The sequence below is a fragment of the Pseudomonas multiresinivorans genome, assembly GCF_012971725.1.
GTDB lineage: Bacteria > Pseudomonadota > Gammaproteobacteria > Pseudomonadales > Pseudomonadaceae > Pseudomonas > Pseudomonas multiresinivorans.
The window spans coordinates 1,691,930-1,703,860 of record NZ_CP048833.1 but is presented as its reverse complement, the minus strand read 5'-3'; the positions used below and the strand labels follow the sequence as shown (position 1 = coordinate 1,703,860).

General features: G+C 55.6%; 9 protein-coding genes. All 9 read right to left on the bottom strand.

The annotated features are described in order from the left end of the window. Positions 1-72: 72 nt before the first annotated feature. The gene (locus G4G71_RS07755) at positions 73-1,041 is read right to left on the bottom strand and encodes a hypothetical protein (protein ID WP_169936585.1); all 969 of its coding nucleotides are present in this window, start codon (positions 1,039-1,041) and stop codon (positions 73-75) included. Positions 1,042-2,253: 1,212 nt separating this feature from the next. Then, positions 2,254-4,452, bottom strand: a complete 2,199-nt coding sequence (locus tag G4G71_RS07750; protein ID WP_169936583.1) for a tetratricopeptide repeat protein — start codon at positions 4,450-4,452, stop codon at positions 2,254-2,256. Then, positions 4,445-5,560 carry a metallophosphoesterase family protein gene (locus tag G4G71_RS07745; RefSeq protein ID WP_169936581.1) on the bottom strand — a complete coding sequence of 372 codons (1,116 nt, stop codon included), beginning with the start codon at positions 5,558-5,560 and terminating at the stop codon, positions 4,445-4,447. Before G4G71_RS07745 ends, G4G71_RS07750 begins: the two co-directional genes overlap by 8 nt. Before the next feature lie 746 nt (positions 5,561-6,306). Further along, the gene (locus tag G4G71_RS07740) at positions 6,307-6,999 is read right to left on the bottom strand and encodes an SOS response-associated peptidase (RefSeq protein WP_169936579.1); all 693 of its coding nucleotides are present in this window, start codon (positions 6,997-6,999) and stop codon (positions 6,307-6,309) included. 59 nt (positions 7,000-7,058) lie between these two features. After that, positions 7,059-7,403: a hypothetical protein gene (locus G4G71_RS07735; RefSeq protein WP_169936578.1), complete on the bottom strand. Its 345-nt coding sequence runs from the start codon at positions 7,401-7,403 to the stop codon at positions 7,059-7,061. 57 nt (positions 7,404-7,460) lie between these two features. Next, the gene (locus G4G71_RS07730) at positions 7,461-8,477 is read right to left on the bottom strand and encodes an isocitrate/isopropylmalate dehydrogenase family protein (RefSeq protein WP_169936576.1); all 1,017 of its coding nucleotides are present in this window, start codon (positions 8,475-8,477) and stop codon (positions 7,461-7,463) included. After that, positions 8,474-9,118 (bottom strand): carbonate dehydratase, encoded by a 645-nt coding sequence (gene can / locus G4G71_RS07725; RefSeq protein WP_024766618.1) that lies wholly within the window; start codon positions 9,116-9,118, stop codon positions 8,474-8,476. Before can ends, G4G71_RS07730 begins: the two co-directional genes overlap by 4 nt. Positions 9,119-9,181: 63 nt before the next feature. Further along, positions 9,182-10,426 (bottom strand): C69 family dipeptidase, encoded by a 1,245-nt coding sequence (locus G4G71_RS07720; protein WP_169936573.1) that lies wholly within the window; start codon positions 10,424-10,426, stop codon positions 9,182-9,184. Beyond that, positions 10,401-11,789, bottom strand: a complete 1,389-nt coding sequence (locus G4G71_RS07715; RefSeq protein ID WP_169936571.1) for a flavin monoamine oxidase family protein — start codon at positions 11,787-11,789, stop codon at positions 10,401-10,403. Before G4G71_RS07715 ends, G4G71_RS07720 begins: the two co-directional genes overlap by 26 nt. Positions 11,790-11,931: the final 142 nt, after the last annotated feature.

The window sequence follows — 11,931 nt, the reverse complement described above, 5'->3', positions numbered from 1 at the left end:
AGTCTGGCCGCTGCTGTGCATCTTGAAGCATGCCAATCATCGACCAGCGCCCTGCTGGATTAGCTGAAAAAGTCACGCCCCACCAAATAAATCATCTTCATGACCTTGATCGTATAGCTGTTCAATTCTTGAAAAATAAAGCTTTGGCCGCCGAGCAAGTGGGCGCCCATCATCATCCATCCGGCTGACTGTGGCGAATATACGACAGCGCAAAAAGAGCAACTGTTTGTAGGGAACAATACTTCCGGATTGTGGGTAGGAGCTCAAAATATGCTCTTTGTATTTAAACCCCATAGAGTTCGTGGTTTTATTTTCTCGCGTCACTTCACCCTCGAGAACAACGTCTTCACCATGAACCAGTTCCGGAAATAGAATCTCGTCATTATCATCATCGTCTGTGCGGCAAAAAATATGTTTGCTTTTAATATCCACGACGACTTCATCTACAATTTGAGGAGAGATGGTTCCAATTCTAAGTTCTCGACCTATCTCCACATTTGAAGCGAGACCCTCGATTATCATGGGATTGGTTGCCACATAAATATCTAGCATTTCTTTAGGAACATACAGAACCTCGCCGGCATCATTCTTAATCCCAACCAACTCATTCCTTGCACTAAAGACCACATCCTCAAATTTCTTAACGGAGGCACTGCCCACATGCTTTGAGATTCGCACAAACCACTTCGTCGCCTCAATTGCCTTTCGAAAGACATCAGTAAACCCGAAATCTTTAAAGTCTTTTTCTGCCATCTTATTGGCAGCAGTAGAAAAATATGCCGTCGCAACAACACCTAACCCTGCCTGAACCCAGCCGCCGATTGTTTCAGGTATTAAGGTCTCCCAGGATCCCTTATTTACTCTAACCGGAATTTCGTAGTCTATCTCACGGAAATCAGGTGAAAACTTTCCAACAAAATAACGCAAGGCCGAATCCACCCCCAAAAGAGCGTAAGCCTGTTTTCGTGCATCCATCAGTCCGTCAGCAACCAGCTCGCCATCGTACTTAATAAACCCAATATAACCATCTTCCTTTAACATTTAATAAAATCCTTTCAAAGACTGCGGAAATCTTACCTATCTCTTAAACCACCGAAACATAAATTCTATATGTAGTGAGTACTCACGACTCACCCCATTGGACTGAACGAGCTTTCTGCCGTGCAATACCGCTCTTTCATTTGATAGCTCCAATCCGAGCGATCTCTACTAGCACGAGCAGCCCAAGCACGGCACTGCTCCCGAAAATGCACCTTCGCGCCCTTTCGGCACTCTCGATACTCAACGGAACCCCAGCCTTGGTTGCGGCAGACAGATCCACCGTCAATAATGTTGTTAACAACCACCCACTCTGCTCGATAGCCGCTGCCACCACCCCAGCTCTTTATCCATTGCGAATCACGCTCCTCGGAGTGATGTTGAGCACTACCCTGCTGAACGATTCGCTGATCCCCCTCAGACCGAAACTCAGCTAGGTATTCTCGAGAGACCATTCCTTGAGGTTCTGTAGTCGTCTGCGGAGTACGAGCGCGCGGCAGCTCGCCACCGTTCTGGCAACGAATCACGTTTTCAGTAATGGTATTACCGCCGTTCAAGCAATCACGTAGTGAGCGACGATTGGGAGCGTCTGGCGCATCTGGGCGGTATGTAATTTCTATTGGAGGTGCCGGAATAACCTGGGGACCTTCAGCAACCGGGATACTCTCTTCAACGGGCAATGGAGCCGAGAGACGGTCTACGAGCGATCGGAGAGAAGGCCAGGTCAGCACTAGCAACGTGAGCAGTATCATCCCGCCAAACAAGTGCAGAGCGTTCCAACGGAAAGCCCTGTGCCGTTTCCGGGCTCTACCCTCTCGCTGACGCTCACTACTCTCACGACGCATCCATTCGCGATCATTCAGTCCCATGGTCCTTCCCTGCGTGCATCCGCACATGGCATGTGGCCATGTCGAAGCTAACGCGAGACGCTGGTACCCGTAAAGACTCAAGGGCGACTACATAAGGCCAATTGTCAGAAACAGCCGGTTGAAATGAGGCCTAGCCGCCTTTGGAATGCCCGGCTTACAAGGTTTTTGGGGGACGTGGGGTGGTTCTCAAGCGATTCAAGATATCTCATACGACAAATTCATAATCCGCGAAAGAACAGAATTCTTTTGAGTTTAAACTGCAGTTTTTGCCCCGCCATCTGAGATTTCAATCAGAATTTGTGAAGAGGGTGGTAACTCTCCACCCTCTGTTTCCAAAGCCAAACTATTACCAGCCTAAAAAATTGCTGGAGTTCTCACTCGACAATATATTGTAGCTCAACGCTCTCGACATAAAATATCTCACGTCAAACTCATTGTGAATTTTATAATCAACCCCCTGACCTTTAGTCAAACTCACCAGTCTTCTCAAGCATGCCTCCTCATCTGCATCTCTCCCTGTTAGCCTCTGCAAGATAGAGCTATACTTGAACTGCCAGAAGAGCATATCCAGAGAATCGATATCCTCATGGCATGACCACAAGGCGTTATGACTCATATTAAAAAGACCCATTAGCCGCTGACCACACGTATATATATATGCATGAAACAGCGATCTGTACTCCTTCTGATCCAAAGGCAGGCCATCATCGATAGTCCATTTCGAATAATAAACAATAGACCTAATCAAATTATACTCATCACCCGTGGATGAGCATTGCGCTATTGCCTTCTTATACAACCCCCTTTGAGCCTCTCTGTCTTTCAGTATCGCAATACATTCTAAGTTAATATTATTAGCAGCAACAAAGCAGGAGTCTCTCCGAGCTTTCACCTCTAACTTCCTCAACCTTGAGTATTTTCTTTCAGAATCCCCCTTAAGCTGAATTTTAATAGACTCAGCATGATAGGCGGAATCACCTTTCGGTTGAAACTTCAAGGCGAGATTCGCAGATAGTAGAGCCTGCTCATTATCACCTAGCGCCTTATGACAATAGGCTAAATTTATATGTGCCGACGCAATTACTCGCGCCGTATTTGACTTAATTTTTATAAACTTATTAAAGTGCTCTATACACTCTTCGTACATCCCTAGCATTCTAAAACTACGCGAATACATAAAGAGTATATTTTTAACGGGCGCCTCATCACTGTAAGGTGCAAGCTTATTCCAGACCACTTTACACAACTGATTTATGTAGAGATACTTACCATGCTTTCGTAATCTTTCAACGTAATAATGTAAGACTCGAATTCTATCCAGCTTATCTTTTAAAACCGCAGTCCGACTCCCAAGCACATCCGAAATAAACTTATTTAAAATAAAACTAGCATTTTGCTCTACAACTGGACTTAAGCGATGTTTCTGAAGATCAAAGACCGATGCGAGCTTAAAATCTCTAACGCGCCAGTCTCGGCCAAAATAGACACCAACAGCTTTTTCATACAATACGGGCAATGCCTCCTCACCTAATAACTTTATTAGGTAAGCTTGGACATTCTTTTTAACCACAATAAAAGTCTTAGCCCCTTTATCGCCTAGCTCTGATTCTTCCGACACTACCGAATCACAAAGCCCAGCAGCGATTAGATCCCCAGCCATAGCTGAACGGTATGCCTTGAACCCATCAAAATAAGTTATCGTCTCTACATTTTCGCCGAATGGAAAAACAGCTAGAGCCATTAGCAGCGAAAAGCTTCTGTAAGTTCCAGACGATGATTCCTCCCGAGCTTTGAGCTGCTCAATTTCCTTTACAAGGCGCTCTGGCAATGTAGCTAAATCGTCTATAAATTGTTCAGACCGGCCATTCACAATACTTGAAAAATCACCTGTCTCCAGAAGCTTTAAAACTCGATCAATCCGCCCCGGAATCCCATTGGTATATCTAAAAATTTCCCCCGAGCCAATCTGCTCTTGAGACGCATGCTTACCATTCTGATGGAGACTTATATACGTCCTAGTCTCAGCCTCGTCCAATGGATTTAAAATTATTTGCTTTACCTTTTGGGTTTCTTTAACGAAGGGACTCCGCAAAACAACCTTCAGATTCGGACACGCATCTAGAAGGACCCCAACTAACTCCACCAACCAATCATTGTACCCATGCTCATCGGCCTCAACTCTCAGCAAAGGTATATCATCAAGAATTAAGATCGGCGCAGAAATTTTTGCCAAGCCAATTAATAATTCATGTACCCCACCAACCCAACCCGAACACCTCTCATAAAAATCGCCAACCCCGTAAACAGCTTGCATTTCCAACAAGTATATTTGGCTCTGCGCCAGATCGAGTACTTGAAGGACATGCGCTAGAAAATCGTCCCCTCCCATATCATAATCAGCGGAAATCCATACAAATCTTTTAAATTCTAATTCCCGCGCGGCCTGGGCAACTTCTAACCTTCGACAATCTGCATGCTGCCTAACTGGAGGCAATGAATAACGTATTCCGTTAATATTAGAGTTCAGCTGGGAGGCTTCAACCACCTGAGCTGAGCTCTCGCCCTCGGAAATCAGCTCTTTTTTTTGAGCCCTCTTCCAGCCGCTTTACAGTCCAACTAGATGTTATATGATCAGAATCCCCCTTTAGAATTCCCCCTTGGCGCTCTATCTGCCAGCCGCCAAAGTCTTTATTTACAATGACACGCGGCCAAAGCTTTGACTCGGACTGACCAGCATCTATACATGCGAAGTAATATCCGTGCGTACGTTCAACACTACCACCCGCCAATTTCTCAGCACCAAAAAGAGATGAAGCTTGAATAGTCTTTTTAGCATCCCCCCCGCCAACAATACGAATTTCTGGCAGATTTTTGTGCATATGCCCGAACAGATGAGCACAAAAATAATTTGGCAAAAAAATCTCGTTTTCAAACTCGTCGCATGCTTGTTCTGTAAACCAGTCAGACGGATGATGCGTGACCAAGAGATTTATATTATTTCGCTGTGACCAATCTGGCAGCTCATCAACTAACGGCAGAACCTGATCCATGAACAGCTCAATCCGCCCCCGATAATCTCCATCCTCGACTTGAGACCATGCGGTATTTAACCCCATCAATCCGATGGAGAGACCATTAACTACGATTTGCGCGGCGCAGTCACCTGGCAAAACACCAATGACATCGCAGGCGAGCGGTAATTTTGACTTAATTTCAGATATAAATCGCGAGTAGTTCTCAAACCAAGCATGGACCTCTTTTGAATCTGCAGACTCTTTATTAAATAACCGATTCTTTATAGGCTTTTTCTCTCGGCACGAATCTACAAGAAATCTAAAGTTCGAATCATCGCCAGGCCTCACCATATCGTGATTACCAGGAACGACAAATAGCTGCGGGCTGAATCCTAGATCCCCAAAGTGATCCCATAGTCGAAGCAACTCGGAGGTCACATACTCAAATTCCGCAGCCAATCCTCGATTAGTTAAGTCTCCAGAGAAAACAACCAAGTCAATCGGCCCATTTTTAGCGCAATGAGCTCGAATATCATCAAACCATTGCTGCCTTATTTGCGGCCAACGAGGTTTAGCTTCGGAGAGTCCCCCATGAAAATCGCTGATCTGCATCCAGTGAAAATTATTAGCTCTGTCCATGATCTTTATCTTTTTTGTTACACATATTTCCGCAATACTACAACGCCATCACCTGATTGTAGAAGCCTCTAATCCAAGCAAGACGGCCACATGCTGCCTCGTCGGTTTCCCTGCATCCCCCTCTGGGAAAGCGCCAGCTTGCCCCATTCTTAGCACTCGTTCCGCTTAAAGTGGACCTCCAACTGCTTCGAAGAAGCCGTAGTGAAGCACCTCAACCGTAGGGGCATCTGGAACTGCTATCCACTCACTTGAGCACGCAATGGCTTGAGGCTGCGGTACAGTTCTTGCGCGGAAATGCGTGCAAGAGCCAGGAAAACGGGATGACGTCGTAACCCTTGCTGAGGATAACGCGGTGCTGCGGGTGATGAAGTTGAAAATGGGGTAGGTTCGGAGGTATCCGGAGCGTTTGAGCTTGCCACGCTCTTCCTCGGCCTCTGGAGTCGAAAACTCATTTACGCCAACCGTTCCATAAATAGTCCAGCCTCTAGCGAGAGGTGCAAGTACTGGTAAAGACTCTGGGGTGACCACATAAGGCCAATTGTCAGAAACAGCCGGTTGAAATGAGGTTTCGTCGCCTTTGAAAGGCCCGGTTTACAGGGATTTGGGGGCGCGCGGGGCGGCCCTCATGCGATTCATAATGCTGATGTCCCAGGTTCAAGTCCCGGTGTAGCCACCATCTCTTAAAAGGGATTTAGCGAAAGCTAAACCCCTTTTTCTTTGTCTGCGAAAAGTCATTCTTTCCCCGGCTACTCAGCCTCGACCAGCAAGCCATCCTCATCATTCCGCGTGTCGTTTACCCGCAACGAAACCCGGTGTCCCGCAAAGTCTTCCCGCGCGTGATGAATCAGATCGTCGACCGCCTCGTTACGGGTGGCAGTAGACAGCCATTCCTCGAAGCTTTCCGGCGCCAGCACCACAGGCATACGGTGATGGATGTTTTCGATGCTCGGCGCAGCGGATTTGGTGAGTAGGGCGCAGGAGAGAACCGGCTCGCCGTTGGGGTTCATCCACAGGGACCAGAGGCCCGCGATTGCGATGATGGGATCGACGGGACAGTGGATGAAGTAAGGTTGGTGGACTTTTCGGCCCGCCGGGTTGCGCAGGTTTTCCTTCTCGTTCCACTCATACCAGCCCAGCGCGGGCATCAGGCAGCGACTGCTGCGCAGGGCGTGCCGCCAGAGGGGTTTGCCGGCGGCTTCTTCGCTGCGGGCATTGAAGGATAAGCGAGGCGGAGCGGGGTCCTTCCACCAGGAGGGAATCAAACCCCAGCGGGCAGGCAGCAGTTCGAGCTGGCCGCTTTCGCCGTGGCGCAGGATGGGTACGGTCATGGTCGGGGCGACGTTGTAGCAGGCCGTCAGCCAGCGCGGCGGTGTTCGCGCACCGATGTGCCAGTAGCGTTCGATAGCGGCCTCATCAGGGCTGACGTAGCGTCCGCACATGCCGGGCACCCTGGGGAAAGTGGTGCCTTGAGCTTAGTTCGCCGGTACGCCCGGTGACGTCACTGCTGCGTGCGGGACTGGCCGATGTGCTTCGCAGCGGTATCGATCAGGCACCACAACGACAGGGGCGCGCCGATGAATAGGAAGGGAAGCATCAGGAACAGGCCGTAGCCAACCCAGGCGGTAAGGTCCGCGCCTCCGGCGAGACAGTCATGCAGGTTCTTCGTCCCGCCCAGGCAGTTGAAGTGGGTATATCCCCAAGAGCCCAGCTGCCAGCCGATGCAGGTATAGGCTGCCGGTATGACAGCGAGCAGGTAGCGCACCGGCCAGATAAAACTTGAAGCCCGCCAGAACAGAAGTATTGGCGGGACGAAGAGCGCGAGGGCGAGTATCAGCAGCTTCATGCGTGCTCAGTGATGCGTCTTTAGGGACAGAAAATGCTAGCACGCGAGCAAGCACGCTCAATGATTCGACGTTGCGCCCAACCGCTCCAATACACCCTGCCCAATCACCCGCGTCGTCTCCCCGGCAAAGTCCACACTCCCCTCCTCCCGCAGAAACTCATCCACTGCCGAGTCAATCCGATCCGCCAGCTCCGGCAGTTGCCAGTAATGCCTCAGCAGCATGCCGGCACTGAGGATGGCCGCGAGAGGGTTGGCGCGGCCAGTGCCGGCGATGTCCGGGGCGCTGCCGTGGACGGGTTCGGCGAGGGCGTTGCCGGCGCCCAGGTTGAGCGAAGGTGCAAGGCCCAGGCCGCCGCCCCAGTGGCTGGCGAGGTCGGAGAGGATGTCGCCGAAGAGGTTGGTGGTGACGATCAGGTCGAAAGACTCCGGGCGTTCGACCAGTTGCAGGGCGGCTACATCGACCAAACGTTCGTCGAGCACATCGCTCCAGCCGTCTTCGGCCAACCGGTCGCGGCAGGTGTCGCGGAACAGGCCGCAGGTAATCGGCAGGACGTTGGCCTTGTGCACGAGGGTGATGCGCCGTGCGTGGCGCAGGCGGGCAAGCTCAGCGGCGCCAGCGGCGAGGCGTTCGCAGGCGGTGCGGCTGATGACCCGTTCGGCGATGGCGACGCCTTCGGCTTCCCAGTGTTCGCGGCCGCTGTAGAGGCCTTCGCTGTTTTCCCGCAGGACCAGCAAGTCGATGCCCGCACGGGGCGAGACTACCGGGCGCGAACGGACGGGGCGCAGGTTGAGGTTCAGCGCCAGCGTCTGGCGCAGGCTGAGGATGGCGCTGCGGTAGCCTTCGACCTTGTGGCTGGGCGAGGAAACGGCGCCGAACAATCCGGCGCCGCAGGCGCGCAGGCTGTCATAGGTAGTGTCGGGCACCGAAGTGCCGTGGCGCTGGAAGCAGTCCCAGCCGGCTTCGGCTTCTTCTACCTGCAGGTCAGGCAGCAGGTGTCGCAGGACTTCCACGGCGACGGGCACGACTTCGCGGCCGATGCCGTCACCGGGGATGACGCAAAGGCGTCGGCTCAAGACTGGCCGAGCGGGCGCAGGCGGTACTGCGGCGGCAGTTGGTCGAGGCCGCTGACGGTGACGTTGAGGTCCTTCCAGATGCCGTCCTTGATCCCGTAGATGCAGCCGTGCACGGAGAGCTTCTGACCACGGTGCCAGGCGTTCTGGACGATGCTGGTGTGGCTGACGTTGGCCACCTGCTGGATGACGTTGAGCTCGCAGAGGCGGTCGACGCGCTCCTCTTCCTTCTCGAACTGGCCGAGGTGGTCGCGGTATTCGTAGGCGAGGTCGCGGATGGTGCGCAGCCAGCCGTCGATCAGGCCGAGTTGGGTGTGCTGCAGCGCGGCGCGCACGCCGCCGCAACCATAGTGACCGGTGACCAGGATGTGCTTGACCTTGAGCACGTCGACGGCGAACTGGATAACCGACAGGCAGTTGAGGTCGGTGTGCAGCACGACGTTGGCGACGTTGCGATGGACGAACAGGTCGCCAGGCAGCAGGCCGACGATCTGGTTCGACGGCACGCGTGCATCGGAGCAGCCGATCCACAGGTATTCGGGAGTCTGCTGGCGGGCCAGTTTGGCGAAGAACTCGGGGTCCTCCTCCTTGATGGCTTCGGCCCAGCGGGCGTTGTTGTCGAACAGTTCCTGCAGATCGCTCATGTTCGGCTCCTCATCATTGGCTGGCGGCACCTTACGCAGCGCGGGCGTGACTGACAAGCTGCATCAGTGCACGGCGTTGAGCCGCCACCAGCGCGGTGGGCGCGGCGCCTGCTGCAGCGCCAACTGGTGCCAGGCGTCATGCCAGGCCTGGCCTTCTGCGGCGAGGCGCGGCCATTCCAGCGTGCGCCGATCCAGGGCGCTGAGCAACTCGGTTTCCAGCCAGCCGTGGCCGGCGCGCAAGGCATCGGCGAAACCGGGATCGGCCAGGGCGCGCTGGTGCACGGTCTCGAAGCGCCACCAGAGCGAGTCCTCCACGGCGTCGGTTTCGCGGCTGAGCAGGCCTTCCCCGGCGCGCTCTTCGAAACCCAGCGGCTGGAACATGGACAGGCAGGGTGCAGAAGTACCCGTGGCGGCCAGGCGCGGAGATTCACCGTCGAGCCGAGCGATGAGGCTGGCGGTGGTCTGCGAGGGGCGCCAGAAGCTGCCCGCATGCAGGCAGATCTGCCGGTTGTCGTGCAGGTTGAGGCGGTGCCCGCGGTGACCGTGGCTGCGCAGGGCGACGACCAGCGCCAGCCAGTCGACCTGTGCCGGGCAGTGGGCGAGGAAGTCTTCGTTGAGCTGGCGGCGCTGGTGGGCGCCGGCGACCCAGGGCAGCACACGGCCGTCAAAGGCGCGGGCGAAGTGGAAATCGCCGCGGCCGTTCCAGCAGCCAAAGCGGCGCGCCTGGGTTTCCAGGTCGGGGCTGGCGAGGTCGTAGTCATGGCCCAGGGTCAGGGCGTTGGAGATGGCCCAGCGCTCGACCTTCTTCGCCGCCCACAGACGCCCGGCGGTTTCCAGCACCCAGGCTTCGTCGCGGTCGGCGATCAGGTAGCTGTTGTCGTAGCGCATGCGCTTGTTGCGATAGCCGGCGGGGCCACCCTGCCCATGGCGCTCCAGCAGTCCGGTGATGACCGACAACGCCTCGCGGGCGCTGCTGCCGCGCTCCAGCCCCAGGCGCAGCAGGTCCATGCCGAGCAAGGCTTCGCCGTCGCGCTGGGTCAGTCTGGTGAACACGGCTTCGTTGCCGATGGCCACGCCCTTGTCGTTGACGCCCATCTCGGCACCCCACAGCCAGGCCGGCTGGCTGAGGATGACGCCATGGCGATGGGAAGTCTGGGGGATCTCCAGATAGGTGGTGCGCACCTTGGCCGCGCTGTCGCCGCTCACAGCGGGCAGGCGGATCAGGCGTTGCGTTTCGGCAGGCTCGCGGTCGCTGTTCTTGGCGAACCAGGTGGCCCCGCCGCTACGCAATACCAAGGTGTCGCACATAGTCTTCCTCCCCGTGATCTTCCCGCGCGCCCAGCACTTCCCGCGCCGCACGCTCCCCGGCCTCCACGGCCCCGTCGAAATAGCCCATCCAGCGCGTTGCCGTTTCTGTGCCGGCGAAGTGCAAACGCCCGAAGGGTTCGCGCAGGCGCGCCGCGCCGCTGCTCCAAAGCCCCGGCGGGAACAGGGCGGCATAGCAGCCCCGGGCGAAGGGTTCCTCAGCCCAGGATTTGTCTACGTAGTCCTTCGGCTGAAGCGCCTGCTCACCGAAGTAGCGGGCGAAGCACTCCAGCACCTGGCCGCGGCGCTCGTCGGCAAGGCGGGCGTTCCACTGGCGCGCTTCGTCGCCTTCGATAAAGCCCAGCAGCACGCCGCGCCCGGAGCCGGGGACGCTGTTGTCGAAGGTCAGGCGAACCGGGCCGATCTCGCTGGTGGCCTGGCCGGAGAGGCCTTTGTCGCGCCAGAACGGGGTGTCATAGAGCGCCATGCACTTGATCACCGAGCCCTGCGGCAGGCGTTGCAGCAGCTGGTCGCGCCAGCTGGGCAGCAGCGGCTCCTGGGTAATCCGCAGCAGTTGGGTGGGAGGCACAGCGAAGATGACACGGGCGGCCTGGTGGGTACCGCGGTCAGTGATCAGCTCGACGCTGCTGCCGTTCTGCCGCACGGTGCGCACCGGCTCGCCGGTGATAACGTCTGCGACACGCTCGGCGAGCACTTCGCTGATCCGCTGGGAGCCGCCGAGGATGCGGTCCTGCTGGGCGCCGCCCTCGACGCCCAGCAGGGTGTCGAGGTTGGTGCCGCTGTGGATGTAGAACAACACATGGAGGAACGAGAGGTCATGGGGGCTGGCGGCAAGCACGGCGCCGCTCATCAGCTCGAAGACCTTGCGCCCGGTGGCGGTGCGCACGTTGCGCCGCAGCCATTCGGCGAAGGTGAGGCTGTCCCAGAGCTCGGCCTTGGGGTGCAGGCTGGGGTCGCTCAGGGGGATTTCCCGCGCCATGCGGTCCAGGCGTACATGAGCCTGAAGGACATCGAGCAGAACGTGGGGAGGAAGTTTCGGAATAGCGCCGCGATAGGGCCTCAGGCGGTTCCCGAAGAGGGTCAGGTTGTCGCCCTGGTTCCACTGCGGATAGGTCGACAGGCCGAGTTCGGCCAGCAGGGAAAGGATGCGTTCCTGGGTCGGGCCGACCCACTGGCCGCCCACCTCGACCACCTCGCCGCTGGCGAAGCGATGGTTGAGGGTGCGCCCACCGACGCGCTTGTTCGCTTCGATCACTTTGACCCGTTGCCCGGCTTGCGCCAGACGCCAGGCCGCGGTCAGCCCCGAAATACCGGCGCCCACCACGATCACATCGCTGCGATTCATGTCTGCGACCTTATGTTCTTGTTGTTATTGGGCTTAAGCGTAAGCCAGGAATCGCCCTCGGAGAAACCCGAATCGTGGGAAATTTCCAGGCTTTGCGGGGGATGAAATGTCGAGGGCTCTAGCCTGGGCTATCCCGGAATGG

Bases quoted from the DNA above. Each gene is read 5' to 3' on its own strand.
- G4G71_RS07755 (WP_169936585.1), bottom strand. From the start codon at position 1,041: ATGTTAAAGGAAGATGGTTATATTGGGTTTATTAAGTACGATGGCGAG.
- G4G71_RS07745 (WP_169936581.1), bottom strand. From the start codon at position 5,560: ATGGACAGAGCTAATAATTTTCACTGGATGCAGATCAGCGATTTTCAT.
- G4G71_RS07740 (WP_169936579.1), bottom strand. From the start codon at position 6,999: ATGTGCGGACGCTACGTCAGCCCTGATGAGGCCGCTATCGAACGCTAC.
- G4G71_RS07735 (WP_169936578.1), bottom strand. From the start codon at position 7,403: ATGAAGCTGCTGATACTCGCCCTCGCGCTCTTCGTCCCGCCAATACTT.
- can (WP_024766618.1), bottom strand. From the start codon at position 9,118: ATGAGCGATCTGCAGGAACTGTTCGACAACAACGCCCGCTGGGCCGAA.
- G4G71_RS07720 (WP_169936573.1), bottom strand. From the start codon at position 10,426: ATGTGCGACACCTTGGTATTGCGTAGCGGCGGGGCCACCTGGTTCGCC.
- G4G71_RS07715 (WP_169936571.1), bottom strand. From the start codon at position 11,789: ATGAATCGCAGCGATGTGATCGTGGTGGGCGCCGGTATTTCGGGGCTG.